Source organism: Pseudomonas serbica (assembly GCF_028823535.1).
In the GTDB taxonomy this organism is placed as follows: Bacteria; Pseudomonadota; Gammaproteobacteria; order Pseudomonadales; family Pseudomonadaceae; genus Aquipseudomonas; species Aquipseudomonas serbica.
The window spans coordinates 48,797-68,788 of the sequence record NZ_JAQIYM010000011.1 but is presented as its reverse complement, the minus strand read 5'-3'; the positions used below and the strand labels follow the sequence as shown (position 1 = coordinate 68,788).

Below are 19,992 nucleotides of genomic sequence, written 5' to 3'. Positions count from 1 at the left end.
TGCCATGAAACCTGTACTGCCCCACGCCCAGATCGACTGGGACGACCAAGGCCTCCCGCGCTCGCGGGTGTTCGACGATGTGTACTTTTCCGACCTGTCAGGGCTGGATGAAACCCGCTACGTGTTCCTCGATCAGAACGCTTTGCGTGAACGTTTTGCCGCGTTGCCGGTGGGCGGGCGACTGGTGATTGGCGAAACCGGCTTCGGCACCGGGTTGAATTTTCTCTGCGCCTGGCAGTTGTTCGAGCAGCACGCTTTGGCCGGTGCGCGCCTGCATTTCGTCAGCGTCGAGAAATACCCGCTGAGCCTGGCCGACCTGCAACGGGCGCTGGCCTTGTGGCCGGAACTCAAGCCGTTCGCTGATCAACTGCTGGCGCAATACCAGGCGATCCACCAAGGTTTCCAGCGCCTGGTCCTGGATAACGGCCGCGTCACGCTCACCTTGCTGATCGGCGATGCCCTGGAGCAATTACCGCAACTGGACGCGCAGATCGACGCCTGGTTTCTCGACGGCTTCGCCCCGGCGAAAAACCCCGACATGTGGACCGCCCAATTGTTTGCCGAACTCGCCCGCCTGGCGGCACCCGGTTCGACCATCAGCACCTTCACCAGTACCGGTTGGGTGCGCCGGCTGCTCAATGCCGCGGGCTTCAAGATGAAACGTACGCCAGGCATCGGCCACAAATGGGAAATCCTGCGCGGCACGTTTCTCGGCTGGCCAGCAGAAGGCCCGACACCCGCGGTGGCGAAACCCTGGTTTGCGCGCCCGACACCGCCCACCGGCGAACGTCGCGCACTGGTGATCGGCGCCGGGCTGGCCGGTTGTGCGACGGCCGCGAGCCTGGCTGCGCGCGGTTGGCAGGTGAGTCTGCTGGAGCGTCACGATGCGCTGGCGCAGGAAGCCTCGGGCAATCCCCAGGGCGTGCTGTACCTCAAGCTCTCCGCGCACGGCACGGCGTTGTCGCAATTGATCGTCAGTGGCTTCGGCTACACCCGGCGCTTGCTTGAGCATCTGCAACGGGGCGTCGACTGGGACGATTGCGGAGTCTTGCAATTGGCCTTCAACGCCAAGGAAGCCGAGCGGCAAGCGCAATTGGCGGCGGCGTTTCCCGAAGGCTTGCTGCACAGCCTCGATCAAGTGCAAGCCGAGGCTCGCGCCGGTATCGCGTTGCCAGCGGGGGGCCTGTTTTACCCCGAAGGCGGCTGGGTGCATCCACCCGCTCTGTGCCAATGGCAGGCCGGGCAATCGAACATTGAACTGCTGACCCATCACGATGTGCTGGAATTGCGCCGCGTGGACGGAGACTGGCAAGCCTGGGATGGCGACAGGTTACTTGCCCAAGCCCCCACCGTGGTGCTGGCCGGCGCCGCCGAGATCAAGCGATTCACCTACAGCAGTGGGTTGCCGCTCAAGCGCATTCGCGGACAAATCACCCGCCTGCCCCAAACCCCTGCAAGCCAGGCGCTGAGTACCGTGGTGTGCGCCGAAGGCTACGTCGCGCCGGCACGCCTGGGTGAACATACCCTGGGGGCGAGTTTCGATTTCAACAACGACGACCTGACCCCGACCACTGCCGAACACCTCGGCAACTTGCAGATGCTCGAAGAGATCTCGCTGGATCTGGTCGCTCGGCTCGGAGCCGGCTCGTTGCACGCAAACGAACTGGAAGGCCGCGCAGCGTTTCGCTGCACCAGCCCGGATTACTTGCCGATTGTCGGCCCATTGGCCGACAGCCAGGCGTTCACCGACACCTACGTCGCATTGAGCAAGGATGCCCGGCAAGTCCCGGACATCCCTTGCCCTTGGCTGGATGGCTTGTACGTCAACAGCGGCCACGGTTCGCGAGGGCTGATCACTGCGCCGTTGTCAGGCGAACTGATCGCCGCCTGGCTGGATGACGAACCGCTGCCGCTGCCCAGGGCCGTGGCCGAGGCCTGTCATCCAAATCGCTTCACCTTGCGTCGCTTGATACGCGGCAAGGCCTGACGGGGTCAGTCCAGCGCAAAGCAGGCCTTTAACTCGTCGGCCTTCATGGCTGCCTCGGTCAGGCGCTTCAACAAATCGCTCTCAGCCACCTTCATTTCAGCGGCGATGCCGTCGACCGTGGCGCGATAGTCCGCGCCAAACGCCTCCTCACTTTCAAAGGCGGTCTGCATACGCTCTTGAAATGGTGCAGCCAGGTCGGTGAACTGTTTGCCATGATGCTGGCGCAAAAAGTCACTCCAAAACGTACGGCCTCGCACGTAAGTCAATAGTTCGGGGGACATTTCGGCGGTGAGGACGTCGTTGCAGGCATCGTCCAGGTCCTTGGCTGTTACGCCGCTGAGTGATGCATAGCGCATATGCCGGGGTTGACCTACCAGTTCGAGCCGATCGGCCAGGCCGGTGCGATAGGCCAATTCCACTTCCACGGGGTCGAGCTTGGGATTGGCCCGGACTTTCTCCCGGGCGAACCTGGCGAGGTAATCCAGGCGGAACAAACGTCGCGCAAGTTTCAACAACCGAGCGGCCTGATCATGGGCATTGACCGACTGGCGAACCACCGTGTCGATATCCACGGCCACTTCAAGATTACTGAAGATTGTCGCCGCAGAGTCGGCGCAGTTGGCTTTCACCGCCATCGCCAGCAATTGATCGCGCAATGCAGGGTCTGTCCGGGTCGAGTCAATGACACTCCACACCCGCCGCGTCATGTCTTCGTGGACAAAACGGCTGTCCCCCGAGCTTCCCAACTCTGCCAGCAACTCAAAAAAACCCTTCGAACCCGGTTCGTTCTTCAACGCCAGCCATGCCTGGTTACGAAGGGCATAGGTTTCTTCCACCGGGTTCGACATCCACAGGTCTCGCGCCTTCTGCTCGTTGAACACTTCGGTTCTGGTGTCCAGCAGCCCCATCCCGATCCCCGTGTTGTCACGGAAGATTTCCAGCTTCGCACGGCTCGCCTCGGATATCGGGTTGTTGCGCAGGTTGATCGTCTGGGCGAGTCGTCGAGGGACCTGGAGCAGCCAGGCAGGCAACTCACGAATCTCGTTGCCCCTCAGGTCGACGAAATCCAGATACGGCAAGTGAGCCAGCCCGACGGGCAATTCCGTTGCATGGGTATCGCCCAGGAACAGGGCTTGCAGATGCAGCATCTTGCTGACGTCGATCGTGGCCCCCAACCGATTGCCACTGAGCCCCAAGGTGCGCAAATTGCGCATGCCGGCGAGTTTTTTCAGCGTGTGCTCGGTCAGCGCTATCTGATTGCCGTCCAGCCTCAGGTGCTCAAGGTCGGGCATGTGCGACAGCACTTCAGGCAATCGTGTGAGTTGATTGCGGTCCAGCTCCAGGCTGACAAGGCCTTTGAATGGTTTGAGGAAATACGCGAGTTCATCACCGGCCTGCATGTCCATGATCGAAAGGCTGCGCACATGGGCGACATCCTCCTCGGTCAGGGTCGGTAACTGGCCCACCGGGTTGCGCGTCAGCGTGAGCGAAGTGAAGGGCTGATGTTGCGGCCACCCCACAGGCGTTATCCGGCGCCAGCAGTTTTCGAGGGTCCTGGCCACCTGACGACGGCTGACACGGATGTCGTTAAGCACCCCCGGCAACTTCCTCATCTGCACCTCGTCGCTGCACCAGGCGTCCAGCACCCCGCGCAGTGTCTTCAGTCGCTGACCCAGCACCTTGACTCGATTCGCCCGCTGCATCGGCGTACTGCCGGCCCCATCGAGAAACGCCGACACCTGGGCATTCGTAAACATCGGATACAGCTTTTTGACTTTACGCATCAAGCCCGAGGGATAGGCGCTGGCAGCGGGAGGGCTCGCCTGGACACAGGCGTACAGGTACGCCGCTGTTTCAGTGCGTTCGCCCCGTAGCACCCGCCCGGTATGCGCGGGGTCACCCGTGGCGGCCCTCGACAGACGAGACCGAAGTGTCGGGACGTCGAGCGTATCGCTGCCGGTGAAGCCCATGCGGGAACGATCGGAAGCAGGCAATGCATCCAGTATTGACTCAAGCAGCGATTGGCTCGTATGAGTGAAAGTCACATTGCCGCCGTCGTTTGTGACCTGATAGCGGGTGGGCAGCTTGACGATCACAGCGAGCGACTGCGCAGCAGCGTCGCCCACGCTGTCGAGCAAGGTGCCTGTTACTGACCCCTGGCGTACTTCGAGTCGAAAGTCGTCATTCCAGCCTTGCACTCGATCCATCAAACCGAGCATCAGTTTGTCGGTGTCGGCATTGGCCAGTGTCGGCAGGTGCAGCCCCGTGAGTGCACGGTCCTGCCTGATCCTGGCCTGCGCCTCACTGACCTGCCGGGCGAGATCCACCCCCGGGATCTTGCGCTCGCGCAGAAAGCTTCGATCCCGACCCGAAGCGTTGTCCAGCAACTCCTGGCACACGCGCACGGGCAGGTCAGCGGCGTGTTCGCGCAGTGTCGCGACGTCACCGGTAGCGCTTGAGTCCCAGGTTTTATAGAGCCATTCAAACAACGGCTGACGATTGCCCCTGAGACTGGTTGCGATCTTCTTGGCCAACAACTGCGATCGCGACTCAGTTGTCGTGGTACCGACAATGCCCTCGACTTCTTCCGGATAGAGTCCATCGATGACGGTATCGAGCAGTTGTCCCGAGTTCAATTGCGTCTGCCAAACCGGCACGCTGTTGACATCATCGTCGTATGGCGCTGTTTCGGGGAAGCGGGACACGACCAGGTCGCTCTCGTCGAGCACTTCGATGAAACGCTCCTGCGGCCAACCGGCCAGCCTTGGTAACGTATGCAGTTGTTCCTGGATGAAAGCCGTGTTTGCGATCTCTCCCTGCTCCAGCGAAGCAACCATCGCGGTAATGCGCCGGTCGATCCTGAAACGCTCGACACAGTCATTCAACCGCTGCGGCAACTTGAGGTTGCTTTCATGCAAACGGTGCAATTTGTCAGGGGTCATCGCAGTGATTTCGGCAATCGCATCCAGGTCGCTGCCCAGTTCACTCAAGCGCTGATCCGTGCGCCCCAACGCATATCCCCCTTCGCGCCATTCGTGGACGTGCTCATAAACATGCCGCCAGCCACCTTGCAAGTTCCGCTCGACGGCCGGCCGGAATGCGTCACTTCGCACCGGGTGATTGATGATCCATGCCGTGTCCGCCGCGTTGCGGGTCACTCTATAGGGTGCTCCATCCACGACGATCGAAGTGTGTCCGGCATGCCGGTAGATCCCTTGCGAATCAGGTTGTACATCTGCTGGCAGCGTCGTGGTGTGTTTATAGGGTTCGAGGTCCGGCTTCCATAGCCTTGCCTTGCCATCCGTTCCGGTGACGGCCTCGAAACCGTCGAAGAATGCCGCCTGCTCTTTCACGCCCTTGCTCACGGCTGTCGAGATTATTTTGCTGCCCGCCGCAAACGCCGCTATCTGCGCGAGGTTTTCCACGACGTTCAGCAAATGGGACAACGCCTGCGTTCGCTCACCGCGAGTCCAATCCAGCACCCCTTCGAACACCTCGCTGGCAATATCGACCACAGCCGCCGCCAACATCATCTGGCCAATCAGCGGGACGAAAAACGAGGCGGCATTCATCAGCAGAAGACCTCCGTCCTGCAACACCCGAAGGGTTTTTTCCCGTTGTTGTTCATCCACGTCTTCGGTCGGCACAACAAGGATCCGTGCATCTTCCTGGGTCTTGCTGACAAACGAACTGAAGAAAAAATCGGCAAGGCACGTATCGGCAGGAAGGGCCTTGAGCGTTCCCAAGGCCCTGCCGTTGTCAAACCGGGAAAAAAACCCGGTCTTGTCGTGGCCATGCAGGTACTGCCGGACGAAAAACTTCCTGTAGCTTGTACTTTGCAGCTTGAGGGTGAGGTAGATCCGGAACTCCTCCAGCGAGGCGTATTCATACAGCGGTCGACGAGGTTCGTTCGGCATGTAGACCACGCACCCGGCTTTCGTATCGGTATCGATGGAGACCTTGCTGAACACCAGGACTCCACAAATGCAGGCGTCATGAATCGACAGGCCTTGCCACAGCACCGGGGCGCCAGCAAGCAGCGCATCCCTTGTTTGAGCCGCCGGGACATCCTGTTCGAGCACGCTCAGCAGCATGGTGTAAACGGCGTGGGTGATGTCCTTTTTCAGATAGGCCATATGCAGTGCGACTTGCATATCCAGCGCCTTCAGGCGCCGGATATCCGCGATGCCAGCCTGATCATCGACGGGCGCACCGCCTGCAGGCTTGGCCGGTAACGCCAGGGTTTCAATAATGTGGCGTTGATAGTTGGCACCAAGATCAAGCTCTCGACACAGCGTTGCGAATTCGCCAGCAGTGACTTCATCACCTGATGGCGGCTTTGTATCGATTCGAATCACCGCGCCCGTCAGGCCGCCGCCGCTCCCGGCCTCTGCGAGGGTGAAATTTTCCATGGCCGCCTGGAGCAGGCTGCGAGAAAGGGTGTTGTCTTCAGCCAAATAACCGACCGGGAACAGCCCTGTTGATGCGTAGGCTTTTTTTGCGATCTGCAGGGTGTCGCGCTCGACGTCGACATCAATCTTCCATTTGGCCTTGAGGCCGCTGGTCAGTTGCTCTTTGCAGAACTCGTCCAGTGGCTTGAGCTGTTCAAGTGCCGTCGTGACTTTGCCTTGAGTGAGAAACGACTGCTCGAACGCAGTTTTCAGCGCCTGCACCACTTTCAGGTCCGCATCGGACAACCACTTTGGAATGGACGCTTGCAAGACGTCAGCCTTGTCCAGATCGCCGGCGTGCTCCAGCAAAGCCTCCAGACGTTGTGCTGGGGTCATGGACGCGGCCTCGGGGGCGTCCTCAAGTGTTTTGATTAGCATGGGGCAATATCCTTATTGCATGGGGAGACACTCAGTTTATGAAGCTCGACGGGCAATTGATAATTCGAAAACCGGAACGAAGCGGGCGGTGTCACAACAGCTTCTCCTATGCATCCCAGCAATAATTACCACCACGGCAATGCAAGCTTGTGCACCACGGACGTGCGCCGCCGAACGACTGCTTATAACCGATTGTTCTAAAACTCCCACTACCGAGGCGGGTCAGTTTCTGAGTACCCGCCGTTTTGGCGCGGTATCGATTACCCCTCCCCAACGGAAAAACCGGTAAGGAATTTATGTGCGGATTAGCTGGCGAGTTACGTTTTGACAATCAACCTGCAGACCTTGCAGCCATTGAGCGGATCACCCATTACCTGGCACCTCGAGGCCCCGACGCCTGGGGTTTTCACAGCCAGGGGCCGATTGCCCTGGGCCATCGCCGCCTGAAAATCATGGACTTGTCGGACGGTTCGGCGCAGCCGATGATCGACAACCAATTGGGGTTGTCCCTGGCCTTCAATGGCGCGATCTACAACTTCCCGGAACTGCGCAGCGAACTTGAAAGCCTGGGTTATGCCTTCTATTCCGGTGGCGACACTGAAGTCCTGCTCAAGGGCTTTCATGCCTGGGGTGAAGCACTTCTACCAAAACTCAACGGCATGTTTGCCTTCGCCATTTGGGAACGCGACAGCCAACGCCTGTTCATCGCTCGCGACCGCCTGGGCGTCAAGCCGCTGTACCTCTCGCGCACCGGCCAGCGCCTGCGCTTTGCCTCGGCGTTACCAGCGTTGCTCAAGGGCGGCGATATCAATCCGATCCTCGATCCGGTTGCGCTCAATCACTATCTGAATTTCCACGCCGTGGTTCCGGCGCCGCGCACATTGCTGGCCGGTATCGAAAAACTGCCACCGGCGAGCTGGATGCGCATTGAAGCGGATGGCCGCACCGAGCAGAAAACCTGGTGGACCCTGCCCTACGGCCCACACGACGATGAGAAAAATCTGACGCTCGAAGACTGGCGTGACCGCGTACTCGACAGTACGCGCGACGCGGTGGCCATCCGCCAACGTGCCGCGGTGGATGTCGGCGTGCTGCTGTCCGGCGGTGTCGATTCGAGCATGCTGGTCGGGCTGTTGCGCGAGGTCGGCGTGGAAAACCTGTCGACCTTCTCCATCGGTTTCCAGGATGCCGGCGGCGAGCGCGGCGACGAGTTCCAGTATTCGGACCTGATCGCCAAACACTACGGTACCCAGCACCACCAATTGCGCATCGACGAAAAAGAGATCATCGAACAATTGCCCGCTGCGTTCCGCGCCATGAGCGAGCCGATGGTCAGCCACGACTGCATCGCCTTTTACCTGCTGTCCCGGGAAGTGGCAAAGCATTGCAAAGTGGTGCAAAGCGGCCAGGGTGCCGACGAACTGTTTGCCGGATACCACTGGTATCCACAGGTCGACGGCGCCAGCGATCCGTACGCGGCCTATCGCGAAGCGTTTTTCGACCGCAGCTACGACGACTATGCCGCCACCGTGCAGCCGAAATGGCTGACAGCCAATGACGCTGCCGGCGACTTCGTGAAGGAACATTTCGCACAACCCGGCGCCGATGCCGCTGTGGACAAGGCCCTGCGCCTGGACAGCACGGTGATGCTGGTGGACGACCCGGTCAAGCGCGTCGACAACATGACCATGGCCTGGGGCCTGGAAGCGCGCACACCGTTTCTCGACTATCGCCTGGTGGAATTGTCGGCGCGGGTGCCGGGCAAATTCAAACTGCCCGACGGTGGCAAGCAGGTCCTGAAGGAAGCGGCGCGCCTGGTGATCCCCAGTGAAGTGATCGACCGCAAGAAGGGTTACTTTCCGGTACCTGGTCTCAAGCACTTGCAGGGTGACACGCTGAACTGGGTGCGCGAACTGCTGCTCGATCCAAGCCAGGATCGCGGCCTGTTCAACCCCGCCATGCTCGACCGCCTGCTGACTGATCCGCAAGGTCAATTGACGCCGTTGCGCGGCTCCAAGCTGTGGCAACTGGCAGCGCTGAACCTGTGGCTCAGTGAACAAGGAATCTGACCGATGAAACCTCACGCTACGGCCATCAGCCAGCGCTTGTTGCGCGGTCAGGCGCCCTCCTACGAACGTTTGCAGGCGCGCCTGGCCGAAGACGGCAGCAGCCTGGGCGCCGAGCCCATTGCCGTGCATTGCGGCTGGGGCCGCCTGCTGATCGGGCACACCTTCGCCGACGCCGCCAGCCTCGCCCGGGAGCTGCTCAAGGAGCAGCCAGGCGAACGGGATATCGCTCTCTACGTCGCCGCGCCCCAGCAGGTACTGGGGCTGGAACCCGCTCAGCTGTTCCTCGATCCGTCCGATACCTTGCGCCTGTGGTTCAGCGATTACCGCCAGGCCACCCGGGTGTTTCGCGGTTTTCGCATTCGCCGTGCCCAGAGCGAAGCAGACTGGGACGCCATCAATCAGCTTTACCACGCACGCGGCATGCTGCCGATCGATGCCCGCCGGCTGACCCCCATGCACCAGGGCGGTCCGGTGTATTGGCTGGCGGAAGACGAAGACAGCGGCGCGATCATCGGCAGCGTCATGGGCCTCAATCATCACAAGGCCTTCAACGATCCGGAAAACGGCAGCAGCCTGTGGTGCCTGGCGGTCGATCCGCGCTGTTCGCGGCCCGGTGTCGGTGAGGTGCTGGTGCGGCATTTGATTGAACACTTCATGAGTCGCGGGTTGAGCTACCTCGATCTGTCCGTACTGCACGACAACCGCCAGGCGAAAAATCTCTACGCCAAGCTCGGCTTTCGCAACCTCTCGACGTTCGCCATCAAGCGCAAGAACGGTATCAACCAGTCACTGTTCCTTGGTCCGGGTCCTGAAGCGGCGTTCAATCCGTACGCGCGGATCATCGTCGAAGAAGCGCACCGGCGCGGCATCGATGTCCAGGTCGATGATGCCGAAGCCGGCATGTTCACCCTCAGCCATGGTGGCCGCCGGGTACGCTGTCGCGAGTCCCTCAGCGACCTGACCAGCGCCATCAGCATGAGCCTGTGCCAGGACAAAAGCCTGACCCATAAAGTGCTTACGGCCGCTGGCCTGAACCTGCCGGCGCAGCAACTGGCGGGTAACGCCGATGACAACCTGGCGTTTCTCGACGAACACCATCGAGTGGTGGTCAAACCGCTGGACGGTGAACAAGGCCAAGGGGTGGCAGTGGATCTGCAAACGATCGAGGAGGTCCAGCAAGCCATCGACGCGGCCCGCCAATTCGACACTCGAGTGCTGTTGGAAAGCTTCCACGAAGGCCTGGACCTGCGGATTCTGGTGATCGGCTTTGAAGTGGTGGCTGCGGCGATCCGTCGGCCGGCGGAGGTGGTGGGCGATGGCCAGCACTCCATCGGCGCGCTGATCGAAGCCCAGAGTCGGCGGCGGCAGGCGGCTACGAGCGGCGAAAGCAAGATACCGCTGGATCATGAGACCGAGCGTACCGTGCAGGCAGCGGGTTACGACTTCGACAGTATTCTGCCGGCGGGCGAGCATTTGTTCGTACGGCGTACTGCGAATCTTCATACAGGCGGGATTCTCGAGGACGTCACCGCGATCCTGCATCCCACCCTGGTGGACGCCGCCGTGCGCGCGGCGCGGGCGCTGGATATTGCCATGGTCGGCCTCGACCTGATGGTGTCTGCCGCCGACCAACCGGAGTACGTATTCATCGAAGCCAACGAGCGCGCCGGGCTGGCCAATCATGAACCGCAGCCGACGGCTGAGCGGTTTGTGGACCTGTTGTTTCCGCACAGTCAGCCGGCCGTTTCTTAATTGTGGTGGCTGGACGGCCGCTTTCGCTGGCAAGCCAGCTCCCACAAGGTTTTTTGTTTGACCTGTAGGAGCTGGCTTGCCAGCGAAGACGGCCTGACAGGCCACAAAAAAACCTCATCGAAACCATCGATGGCCTCAACTCATCAGGAGTTTCCATGACCCGCCAATACCCGGAACCGGACCTGACCTACCTGCAAAAAGTCCTGCTGGAAATGCTCGCCATTCCCAGCCCCACCGGCTTTACCGACACCATCGTGCGCTATGTCGCCGAACGCCTCGAAGAGCTGGGCATTCCCTTCGAGATGACACGCCGCGGCACCATCCGCGCCACCCTCAAGGGTAAGAAAAACAGCCCCGACCGCGCCGTCTCCGCCCACCTGGACACCATTGGCGCCGCCGTGCGCGCCATCAAGGACAACGGCCGCCTGACGCTCGCCCCCGTGGGTTGCTGGTCCAGCCGCTTTGCCGAAGGCAGCCGCGTGAGCCTGTTTACCGACAATGGCGTGATCCGCGGCAGCGTGTTGCCCTTGATGGCCTCCGGGCACGCGTTCAATACTGCCGTGGATGAAATGCCAATCAGTTGGGATCACATCGAACTGCGCCTGGATGCCTATTGCGCCACCCGCGCCGATTGCGATTCCCTGGGCATCAGCGTCGGCGATTTCGTCGCCTTCGACCCGCTGCCGGAGTTCACCGAGAGCGGCCACATCAGCGCCCGTCACCTGGACGACAAGGCCGGCGTCGCGGCCTTGCTGGCCGCGTTGAAAGCCATCGTCGACAGTGGCGAAGAGCTGGCGATCGATTGTCATCCGCTGTTCACCATCACCGAGGAAACCGGCAGTGGTGCCGCGGCGGCGCTACCGTGGGACGTCAGTGAATTCGTCGGTATCGACATTGCGCCCGTCGCGCCCGGCCAGCACTCCAGCGAGCACGCGGTAAGCATTGCGATGCAGGATTCCGGCGGGCCGTACGACTATCACTTGTCGCGGCACCTGCTACGCCTGGCCAGTGACAACGAGCTGCCGGTCCGCCGCGACTTGTTCCGCTACTACTTCAGCGACGCGCACTCGGCGGTCACCGCCGGCCATGACATCCGCACCGCCCTGCTCGCCTTTGGCTGCGATGCCACCCACGGCTACGAACGCACCCACATCGACAGCCTCGCCGCCCTCAGTCGCCTGCTCGGCGCCTATATCCTCAGCCCACCGGTGTTCGCCAGCGACGCGCAGCCGGCCAAGGGCTCGCTGGACCGGTTCAGTCACCAGATCGAACACGAAACGCAGATGGAAAGCGATACGCGGGTGCCATCGGTGGATAGCCTCGTAGGCCAACGCAACAATAGCTAAGCCGGTATTTCGCTGACCGGTCTACCGTCATCACCATCAGGCTGGCGCCCGCAGGGTTGTGCACTCAACTGTGAGAGCCAGCCTGATGGCGATGACGTCAGACCGACAACGCAGCCCCCAGGCTAGCCCCGCCCGGTGATTCACCGTAGCATCGCGTCATTGATTTGACCGAGGTGCCTATGCTGATTCCCCACGACCAACTTGAAGTCGATACCCTGACCCGCCTGATCGAGGATTTCGTGACCCGCGACGGTACCGACAATGGCGATGACACACCGCTGGAAACCCGTGTATTGAGGGTTCGCCAGGCATTGACCAAGGGCCAGGCCCTGATTGTCTTCGATCCGGACAGCGAGCAATGCCAGCTGATGCTCAAGCATGACGTGCCCAAGCATCTATTCGACTGATTTTTTGTTTTGAGCCAGCTTGCGCTGGATGCGCTCGTAGATCTCCGAACGGTGCACGCTGACATGGTTAGGGGCTTCAATGCCGAAGCGGACATGGCCGCCATTGACGGCAATGATGCGCACCGAAATGGTGTCGCCGATGGAAATCAATTCGCCGACTACGCGACTGAGTACAAGCATGGCTGTGGTCCTTCAGGGTTACCGGACCTTGAAGATGCCCGGTGCACCCCGGGCCTACAAGACAGCCGCGGTAAACCAGACCAAACCTACAACCACAGGCCTGCCTTGCTGAAGGAAATGCCTGACAAACGCTTCAAACAAAGGCCGATTCGTCAGGACGCCGAGAAGCGCGGGCCGAACAGGATGATGCTTGCACCTATCACGCACAGGGCTACGCCAAGCCAGTCGGAGTCCAGTGGACGAATCCGCTCGACCACCGCCAGCCAGGCAATTGAAGCAATGATGTAGATACCGCCGTAGGCGGCATAGGCACGGCCTGCATAAGTCGCCTCTATTCGCGTCAGCAGCAACGCGAACAACGTCAGGCTCAGTAGCGCCGGCAGTACCCACCAGGCACTTTTGCCCTGACGCAACCACATCCAGAAGGCAAAGCAGCCAGCAATTTCAAACAGCGCGGCGAGGAAAAACCACAGGTAATTGAGCATGGGAAGGTCTCGCGAGGTTGGCCGATGGCGGCCACCCTAACGAGGCTGTTCGGAGCAGGCAAGTTCAGCTAGCGGATTGTTTGGCCTTGGCGCGCATCTTGTCGGCCATCTGGGTCATTTCGTTGTAGAGCAGTTGCGGGTTCTTCTGCTTGAGCGCCCAGGCCAGACGACCCTGTTCGTGGGGCAGGATCATGAACTCGCCAGCGGCGACCTGCTGGTAGATATAGTCGGCAATATCGGCAGCACTGATGGGCGAGCTTTCCAGCAACTTGCCGACCTGGGCTTTCATGGCCGGGGTCGGGCCACGGAAGGAGTCCAGCAGATTGGTCTGGAAGAACGACGGGCACACCACATGCACGCCGACTTCCTGATGCGCGAGTTCAATCAGCAGGCTTTCGGATAACGCCACCACGCCGGCCTTGGCCACGTTGTAGTTGCTCATGGCCGGGCCCTGCATCAGCGCCGCCATCGACGCGATGTTGATAATCTTGCCCTTGCTCTTCTCCAGCAACGGCAGGAAAGCCTTGCAGCCCTTGACCACGCCCATGAGATTGATTGCGATCTGCCAGTCCCAGTCTTCCAGGGACAGCTCGCTGAAGAACCCGCCCGACGCCACGCCAGCGTTGTTGACGATGACGTCGATGCCGCCGAACTTGACTTCGCAAGCCTGGGCGAACGCGGTCAGTTGACTGTAGTCGCGTACGTCACAACGCTGGATAAACCCGTCACCACCAGCCTCTCGCACCAGCTTCAGGGTTTCCTGCAGGCCAGGCTCACTGACGTCCGACAAGGCCAGCTGCCAGCCTTCGCGCGCCCAGCGCAGCGCGATTTCGCGACCCAGGCCTGAGCCTGCGCCAGTGATCATCATGCGATTTTGCATAGCAAACAGCCTTGTTGTTCCGGGGAAGATGCGTCGAGTGTAGCGAAGGCTATCGGCCTACCCACGCTCTATCAGATTGCTGAATGCCCCGGGCAAACCGCAGACACGGCTCATCAACTAACGCAACAGCGGCCGGAATAGGCCATCGCTCTAAAAACTGCAAAAAAACTTGGAATTTTATGCCTTGCGTCGCGGTCGGATTTTTTAAGCAGCTCGAATTAATGACATTCCCGCTGACTGTTGAACGGCTAGGTCATTCCTGAATACTTACAGCAAGGAAACAGACATGGGCACAATTCTTCTGATCATTTTGATCCTGTTACTGATCGGTGGTCTACCGGTCTTCCCACACTCCAGAAGTTGGGGTTATGGCCCGTCCGGTATCATCGGCGTGGTGTTGGTGGTGATACTCATCCTGTTGTTGCTCGGCAAGATATGAAGTTCTGACCGATAAAAAAAGAGGCCCTTAAAAAGGGCCTCTTTCTATTGCAGCACTGTTTAGTCCGGCTTGCCGTCGACTACACCGGCGGTGTTATCAATCAGGCTCTTGGTCGCCGTTTGCAGGAACGCTTCGAGCTTGGTTTTAAGCTCGGCGGTGCGCGGAGCATTCGCAACGACCACGGCACTTGGCGTAGCGCCCAGTTGGTACTGGTACATCTTCGGTGCCATGTCCTTGTCTCTCGGCAAGACCAGGATCTGGTCGGCGGTGATGATCGCGGTGGTCTGCTCGCTGCCCGATGGCTTGATCACGCCAAAACCGGTATCGCCTTCAGGCAGGTTGAGCAAGTCGCGGCCCCAGCACTGATGACGTACTTCGCCACCGATGCGGCCCATGATGGTCGGCACGATGTCGACCTGGGTGCCCACGGTGTGGTCGAGGGTGCCGAATTTTTCCTGGATGCCCGGTGCGATCATCAGCATCGGCACGTTGAAGCGGCCCAGGTCCATTTCGGTGATCTGGCGCTCGTTGCCGAAACCGTGGTCGCCGACGATGACAAACAGGGTCTCCTTGAAGTACGGCTCCTTGCGCGCCTTTTCAAAGAACTGGCCCAGGGCCCAGTCCGAGTAGCGCATGGCCGTCAAATGTTCGTTCAGGCTGCCGCGGTCGGTCACACGTTCAACCGGCAATGGGCTCGGCAGGGCGTACGGGGTGTGGTTGGACAGGGTTTGCAGCAAGGCATAGAAAGGCTTCTTGTCCTTGCCATCGCGAGCCTTGAGTTCCACCAGACCGCGATCGAACATGTCCTGGTCGGACACGCCCCAGGTCGGATCGGAGAACACCGGGTTAACGAAGTCGTTACGACCGATGAAATTGGTCATGCCCTGGTTACTGAAGAAACCCGACTGGTTATCCCAGGCGAAATCGCCGTTGTAGACATACACATCGTCGTAGTCACGCGCGCTGAGCAACTGCGGCAGGCCGGACAGTTTGTGGCTGCCCTCCGGGGTCTGCATCAGGTATTCGAAACCCGGCAGGTTCGGGAAGCAGGCCATGGTGGCGAACATGCCCTGGTGGGTATGGGTACCGTTGGAGAAGAAACGGTCGAACAGCAGGCCTTCCTTCGACAGTTTGTCGAGGTACGGCGTGATGTTGCCCGGCCCGCCGAGTGCACCCACAGAGTGACCGGCCATGCTTTCCATCAGGATCACGACGACGTTCTTGATCGGCAGGGTCTTGTCCGCTGGCGGCATGTAGTCGCGACGTACGGCGGCGGTCTCGGCATCCACCAGTTTGTCGTCCTTCATCACCAGCAGGTCACGCACGGTCTGCTGCGCCATCGGTTGCGGCAACGTGGCTTTCCAGATGTTATCGCGATCTTCGGACATCCGGCTCTTCGCCGCCGCCACCAGGGACAGGGTGCCGTTGAGACCCAACTGGTTGGCGAAGTTCGAATCGGTGGTGTAGACATCACCCCAACGCATTGGCGGACCTTGACGCAAGGTGCCGCGAGCGGCGACCACGCAGATCAGCAGGCACACCACGAATACCGCGGTGCGCGTATACCAGGGGGCAACCTGACGGGTGCTGATGCTGCCGCCGCTGAAAGGCCCACGAGGACGCGTGGCACGATCGGCGCCCTTGAACGCCAGGCTCAGGATCCAGGTGCCTAAAGCCCATGCCAGCAGGTAGCGAACCACCGGAAAACCGTACCAGAGCATGCTCATCACGGTTTTCGGGTCTTCCTTCACATACTGGAAGACCAGACCGTTGAGGCGCTGGTGGAATTCACGGTAGAAGTCCATCTCCATCAGGCCCAGGAACAGCGCGATACTGGAAGTCACTGTCAGCCAGAAGCGGAAGATTCCCCGCGCCGCCATGGCACGGGCACCGAACAGCGCCAGTATCAGCGGTATGCTGAGGTAGACCACCAGGCGCAGGTCGAAACGCAAGCCATTGGCGAAGGCTTCGAAAAAGGTCGCGGCCGGTGTATCGAGGATCATTTCGCGGTTGTAGACCAGCAGCGCGAGGCGCAGCGCGGAAAACATCACCATCATGACCAGAGCGCACAACAGCGTGTAGGCCAGATGCGATTTGACGGTCGGTTGCAGCAAGCGACTCGATGCTCGCTTCTGACTCAGGGCGTCCGGGATTGCCATGTCGTTTTAGGACCCATTGGAAGTTGAAGTTTCGAAAATACAGCTGCGCCCTGCCCTCTGTTGGCCAGTACTCGGCCTGGGGTTTGCGCGGTGCGCAAATGTTGCACGATCAATCGCGGCATTGCCATTGATTACTGTTCGTCGATGGCGGCGCGGGCGAATTGTCTTGGAGGTGTTGTGAAAATTCTGTGCAAAGCATATCTGGAAACACAATAAAGGTTTTCAGGCTTTGATGGCGGTTTGGGGGGCAAGGCCAAAGATCGCAGCCTTCGACACCTCCTGCAGAGGCTGCGATCTTTTGATCGGGCTTACTTTTCGGCGCGCGCCTTCAAAGCCTTCAACGTATTGAACGGGGCATCCACCACAAATTTGTTGGCCACCATCGACGGCACGCTGCCACCCGGCTCGGTATGTACCTGGTAGGTCACTTCAACCTGATCGCCCTTGGGTACGAATTTCCAGAAACCGTCGACCTTGGCGACCCGGACAAAGCCTTTTTCTTCAGGCAGGTATTTCGGTACGCCCTCGAGCTTGCGGGTCAGGCTGCCATCGGCACCTTCTGTGGTGGTGACATGCAGCACCGAATCACGTGGCGTGACCGGCCATGGCGTATTGAACTGGGTGTAGGTCCAGGTCTGGTTGCCTTCGTGCTTGAGCAGCTTCTGGGTCTTGCACTCGTGAATCCAGGCGCAGGCGCCGACCACGTCTTCCTGCAGCGCCCGCAGCTTGGCCACGGTGGTCTTCATCAGGGCGACACCCTGATAGGCCTTGTAGTCGGAACCGGCCACGTCACTCAGGGATATCTTGATGCCGTCTTCATTCCTGGCGTCCTTCCAGTCTTCGGCCTGGGCGACCGAAGTGACCAAAACCGCCGTCAAACCACACAACACAGCCATACGATGCAGCGAACCCATGATTTTATTCCTTATTGTTTAAGTTCCGTTCGTCGAACACATCACGCTGCCGTCATCTGCTCCCACCAGCCAATCAACCGAATCGCCTCCTCGCTGCTGCTGCCACACACCTCGACGTCAGCCTCGAACGCCGAACACACCGCCGGGCGCTCAGGCTTACCGAAAATATTGCACAGGTTCTCGGCAGACAGTTGCAGGCAACGTTCCCCGGCGGCCTTGCCATTGGGCATACCGGGAATCGGTGAACTGATGGAAGGGGCAATGCAGCAGGCGCCACAGCCCTCACGGCATTTCATGACGAAAAGCTCCTCGCGACGAGCGATGTGTTAAAAGACGGGGCACAGAGTAACCGCTAAAACAGTTGTTTTAAATTACTGGCCCTCGGGTTTTTACGCGCAAGCGGGCTTGACCGGGCAGTCTCCGACAGCGTCTGGCTGGCGGGCATGCAAAAGCAGGATTCAGCGCTTGAATTCGAATTCCAGCGCCGCGCCTTCGACTTCACGGCGATCTTCGTTACGTAGTTGCAACTGCATTTCGTTATTGATCAGCCGGCCGTTGAGCTGGAACTGATGACTTTTGTCCCCGAACATCTGCGGCAACACCGGTTCGCGCTTGGGCAATGGCACCATGCCGAGCGGTTTCAGCTCTTCGACCATGTCCTTGGGCAGACTCAAGTCCAGGTCGGCTGTAGGTACCGGGGTTTTCACCACCTCGCTGGCCGGTTTTGACTTGGCGGCAATAGGTGGGCGTTTTTTGACCGCGGCGGTCTTTTTGACCGGTGCGGTCTTATTCGCAGGTGCGGTTTTTTTCGGGGTAACCCGGGCATCGCTCGCGGCGGGTTTTCCCTGCCCGGATTCGGCCATCACGGACGCGGGATAAACACTCGTTAAAAGGCAGATCAACAGCCAAACGGCAGGAAAAATCGGCTTCATGTACCCAACGATGCAAACGGCGTAGATGACAGAAGTGTAGATGCTGGCCTTTTGCGCCCCCCTTGACAAGCACGGACCGAAACCGCCCGCTCAAAAGCCGCCGGCCATTTCCTGGCAGAGCTGGGTGGCAAGCATGCCCAGGGTCATCAACGCACGTTCGGCTTCGCGGTTCCACGGGATGCCGCAATTGAGCCGGATGCAGTGATTGAACTGCTCGGTGTTACTGAAAATCAGCCCCGGCGCGATGCTGATGCCCTGCTGCAACGCTCGCACATGCAGTTCCTGGGTGTTGACCCGTCCCGGCAGGCTCACCCACAAAATGAACCCGCCGGTCGGCCGGGTCATTTGCGTGCCCTCGGGGAAATACTGCTGCACCGCCAGCTGGAAAGCGCTGAGGTTCTTGCGGTACTCCTGGCGGATGTAACGCAAATGGCGGTCGTAACCACCGTTTTCCAGATAGGCGGCAATGCCCATCTGCGTGACGCTGCAGGCTGAATGGGTACTGAAGGTCTGCAGGCGCTGGATCTCCTGCTGATACTTGCCGGCAATCATCCAGCCGATCCGCACCCCCGGCGACAGGGTCTTGGAGAAACTGGAGCAATAGATCACCCGATCCAGGCGGTCATAGGCCTTGAGCGACTTGGTGCGGCCCTGTTCAAACATAAGCTCGCCGTAGATATCGTCCTCGACTATCTGGATATCGAAGTCCGACGCCAGGCGCAGCAGCTGCTTCTGCCGCTCCTCGGGCATGGTGCCGCCTAACGGATTACTAAGACGAGTGGTCAACACCAGCGCCTTGATCGACCACTGGTTGGCCGCCAATTGCAACGCTTCGAGGCTCATGCCGGTGGACGGGTCGCTGGGAATTTCAATGACCTTGAGACCCAGCAGATCGGCCAGCTGCAGCAAACCGTAGTAGGTCGGCGACTCGGCCGCAATCAGGTCACCGGGCCGGGTCAGTACTCGCAGCGACATCTGCAAGGCGTCGACACAGCCGTGGGTGATCACCACTTCCGAGGGGTCGACCACCACGCCGGCATCGCGCATGCGGATCGCCACCTGTCGGCGCAAGGGTTCGAAACCGGGGCTGAACATGTAGCTGAAAGCCCGCGGGCTATGGAACCGGGTGACTTTTGCCAATTGCTGGTGCAGCGCCCGCACCGGCAAATAGTCGACGCTGGGCACCGCGGCGCCCAGGGGGAAAACACCTTCGCGACGGGATTCGACCAATACCTGCTGGATGATGCTGCTGCGGGTGACCAGGCCTGGTCGTTCGACCCGGGCGATGTCCGGGGTCGGCGCAGTCAGCGCCGGGGTCTGGTGCACGTAGTAACCGGATTGCGGCCGCGCACGGATCAGACCCTGATCCTCTAGATTGGCATACGCCTGCAGCACCGTGGCATGGCTGACGTTGAGCTGCGAACTCATCTTGCGCACCGAAGGCACGCGCTCTCCCGGTTGATAGACACCACGGCGGATGTCTTCGGCCAGTTGCTGAGCAATACGTTGGTAGAGCAAGAGATTAGTCATGACGCAGCACTCGATTTCACGGGCATTTTATTCTTGTGTGAAACAATACCGGAACAGTTTAGAAGTGTACGGGGACAGTTGCC

General features: G+C 60.0%; 15 protein-coding genes. 6 read left to right on the top strand and 9 right to left on the bottom strand.

The window, feature by feature from the left end; translation table 11 throughout:
- The first annotated feature begins 4 nt into the window (after positions 1 to 4).
- Entirely contained in the window at positions 5 to 1,987 is a 1,983-nt protein-coding gene (gene mnmC, locus NQL71_RS19120) for a bifunctional tRNA (5-methylaminomethyl-2-thiouridine)(34)-methyltransferase MnmC2/FAD-dependent 5-carboxymethylaminomethyl-2-thiouridine(34) oxidoreductase MnmC1 (protein ID WP_274643108.1), read from the top strand.
- Between the two features lie 5 nt (positions 1,988 to 1,992).
- On the opposite strand, the gene NQL71_RS19115 is transcribed toward mnmC, so the two are convergent.
- Positions 1,993 to 6,816, bottom strand: coding sequence for an NEL-type E3 ubiquitin ligase domain-containing protein (locus NQL71_RS19115; RefSeq protein ID WP_274643107.1), 4,824 nt, complete (start codon positions 6,814 to 6,816; stop codon positions 1,993 to 1,995).
- 296 nt (positions 6,817 to 7,112) lie between these two features.
- On the opposite strand from NQL71_RS19115, the gene NQL71_RS19110 reads away from it, so the two are divergent.
- From NQL71_RS19110 to NQL71_RS19095, 4 genes are all read left to right on the top strand, one after another.
- Positions 7,113 to 8,885, top strand: coding sequence for an N-acetylglutaminylglutamine amidotransferase (locus NQL71_RS19110; RefSeq protein ID WP_274643106.1), 1,773 nt, complete (start codon positions 7,113 to 7,115; stop codon positions 8,883 to 8,885).
- 3 nt (positions 8,886 to 8,888) lie between these two features.
- Complete coding sequence (gene ngg, locus NQL71_RS19105; RefSeq protein WP_077185660.1) at positions 8,889 to 10,637, top strand: N-acetylglutaminylglutamine synthetase; 1,749 nt, start codon at positions 8,889 to 8,891, stop codon at positions 10,635 to 10,637.
- 155 nt (positions 10,638 to 10,792) lie between these two features.
- Entirely contained in the window at positions 10,793 to 11,983 is a 1,191-nt protein-coding gene (locus tag NQL71_RS19100; protein ID WP_046815985.1) for an osmoprotectant NAGGN system M42 family peptidase, read from the top strand.
- 179 nt (positions 11,984 to 12,162) lie between these two features.
- Positions 12,163 to 12,390 (top strand): YheU family protein, encoded by a 228-nt coding sequence (locus NQL71_RS19095; protein ID WP_025212539.1) that lies wholly within the window; start codon positions 12,163 to 12,165, stop codon positions 12,388 to 12,390.
- Here the strand turns inward: NQL71_RS19095 and csrA are convergent.
- The 3 genes from csrA to NQL71_RS19080 all read right to left on the bottom strand — a co-directional run bounded on the left by csrA (position 12,379) and on the right by NQL71_RS19080 (position 13,935).
- Positions 12,379 to 12,570, bottom strand: coding sequence for a carbon storage regulator CsrA (gene csrA / locus NQL71_RS19090; protein ID WP_046815984.1), 192 nt, complete (start codon positions 12,568 to 12,570; stop codon positions 12,379 to 12,381). The genes NQL71_RS19095 and csrA overlap by 12 nt on opposite strands.
- A 152-nt stretch (positions 12,571 to 12,722) precedes the next feature.
- Positions 12,723 to 13,055 (bottom strand): YnfA family protein, encoded by a 333-nt coding sequence (locus tag NQL71_RS19085; RefSeq protein WP_274643105.1) that lies wholly within the window; start codon positions 13,053 to 13,055, stop codon positions 12,723 to 12,725.
- A gap of 64 nt (positions 13,056 to 13,119) precedes the next feature.
- Positions 13,120 to 13,935 carry an SDR family oxidoreductase gene (locus tag NQL71_RS19080; protein WP_046815982.1) on the bottom strand — a complete coding sequence of 272 codons (816 nt, stop codon included), beginning with the start codon at positions 13,933 to 13,935 and terminating at the stop codon, positions 13,120 to 13,122.
- 286 nt (positions 13,936 to 14,221) lie between these two features.
- Between NQL71_RS19080 and NQL71_RS19075 the strand changes: the two genes are divergently transcribed.
- Entirely contained in the window at positions 14,222 to 14,374 is a 153-nt protein-coding gene (locus NQL71_RS19075) for a DUF3309 family protein (RefSeq protein ID WP_008060837.1), read from the top strand.
- Between the two features lie 59 nt (positions 14,375 to 14,433).
- On the opposite strand, the gene NQL71_RS19070 is transcribed toward NQL71_RS19075, so the two are convergent.
- From NQL71_RS19070 to NQL71_RS19050, 5 genes are all read right to left on the bottom strand, one after another.
- Positions 14,434 to 16,533, bottom strand: a complete 2,100-nt coding sequence (locus NQL71_RS19070) for an LTA synthase family protein (protein ID WP_046815981.1) — start codon at positions 16,531 to 16,533, stop codon at positions 14,434 to 14,436.
- A 308-nt stretch (positions 16,534 to 16,841) separates the two neighbouring features.
- Positions 16,842 to 17,447 carry an START domain-containing protein gene (locus tag NQL71_RS19065; protein WP_077185658.1) on the bottom strand — a complete coding sequence of 202 codons (606 nt, stop codon included), beginning with the start codon at positions 17,445 to 17,447 and terminating at the stop codon, positions 16,842 to 16,844.
- Between the two features lie 41 nt (positions 17,448 to 17,488).
- Complete coding sequence (locus NQL71_RS19060; protein ID WP_046815979.1) at positions 17,489 to 17,743, bottom strand: zinc/iron-chelating domain-containing protein; 255 nt, start codon at positions 17,741 to 17,743, stop codon at positions 17,489 to 17,491.
- Between the two features lie 162 nt (positions 17,744 to 17,905).
- Positions 17,906 to 18,379 carry a hypothetical protein gene (locus NQL71_RS19055; RefSeq protein ID WP_046815978.1) on the bottom strand — a complete coding sequence of 158 codons (474 nt, stop codon included), beginning with the start codon at positions 18,377 to 18,379 and terminating at the stop codon, positions 17,906 to 17,908.
- Between the two features lie 90 nt (positions 18,380 to 18,469).
- Positions 18,470 to 19,909, bottom strand: a complete 1,440-nt coding sequence (locus NQL71_RS19050) for an aminotransferase-like domain-containing protein (protein WP_020799971.1) — start codon at positions 19,907 to 19,909, stop codon at positions 18,470 to 18,472.
- Positions 19,910 to 19,992: the final 83 nt, after the last annotated feature.

What these genes read in the sequence shown, in the direction of transcription:
- NQL71_RS19070 (WP_046815981.1), bottom strand. Translation starts at nt 16,533, where the DNA reads ATGGCAATCCCGGACGCCCTGAGTCAGAAGCGAGCATCGAGTCGCTTG.
- csrA (WP_046815984.1), bottom strand. Translation starts at nt 12,570, where the DNA reads ATGCTTGTACTCAGTCGCGTAGTCGGCGAATTGATTTCCATCGGCGAC.
- ngg (WP_077185660.1), top strand. Translation starts at nt 8,889, where the DNA reads ATGAAACCTCACGCTACGGCCATCAGCCAGCGCTTGTTGCGCGGTCAG.
- NQL71_RS19080 (WP_046815982.1), bottom strand. Translation starts at nt 13,935, where the DNA reads ATGCAAAATCGCATGATGATCACTGGCGCAGGCTCAGGCCTGGGTCGC.
- NQL71_RS19075 (WP_008060837.1), top strand. Translation starts at nt 14,222, where the DNA reads ATGGGCACAATTCTTCTGATCATTTTGATCCTGTTACTGATCGGTGGT.
- NQL71_RS19085 (WP_274643105.1), bottom strand. Translation starts at nt 13,055, where the DNA reads ATGCTCAATTACCTGTGGTTTTTCCTCGCCGCGCTGTTTGAAATTGCT.
- NQL71_RS19115 (WP_274643107.1), bottom strand. Translation starts at nt 6,816, where the DNA reads ATGCTAATCAAAACACTTGAGGACGCCCCCGAGGCCGCGTCCATGACC.
- NQL71_RS19110 (WP_274643106.1), top strand. Translation starts at nt 7,113, where the DNA reads ATGTGCGGATTAGCTGGCGAGTTACGTTTTGACAATCAACCTGCAGAC.
- NQL71_RS19100 (WP_046815985.1), top strand. Translation starts at nt 10,793, where the DNA reads ATGACCCGCCAATACCCGGAACCGGACCTGACCTACCTGCAAAAAGTC.
- NQL71_RS19050 (WP_020799971.1), bottom strand. Translation starts at nt 19,909, where the DNA reads ATGACTAATCTCTTGCTCTACCAACGTATTGCTCAGCAACTGGCCGAA.
- NQL71_RS19065 (WP_077185658.1), bottom strand. Translation starts at nt 17,447, where the DNA reads ATGGGTTCGCTGCATCGTATGGCTGTGTTGTGTGGTTTGACGGCGGTT.
- mnmC (WP_274643108.1), top strand. Translation starts at nt 5, where the DNA reads ATGAAACCTGTACTGCCCCACGCCCAGATCGACTGGGACGACCAAGGC.
- NQL71_RS19060 (WP_046815979.1), bottom strand. Translation starts at nt 17,743, where the DNA reads ATGAAATGCCGTGAGGGCTGTGGCGCCTGCTGCATTGCCCCTTCCATC.
- NQL71_RS19055 (WP_046815978.1), bottom strand. Translation starts at nt 18,379, where the DNA reads ATGAAGCCGATTTTTCCTGCCGTTTGGCTGTTGATCTGCCTTTTAACG.
- NQL71_RS19095 (WP_025212539.1), top strand. Translation starts at nt 12,163, where the DNA reads ATGCTGATTCCCCACGACCAACTTGAAGTCGATACCCTGACCCGCCTG.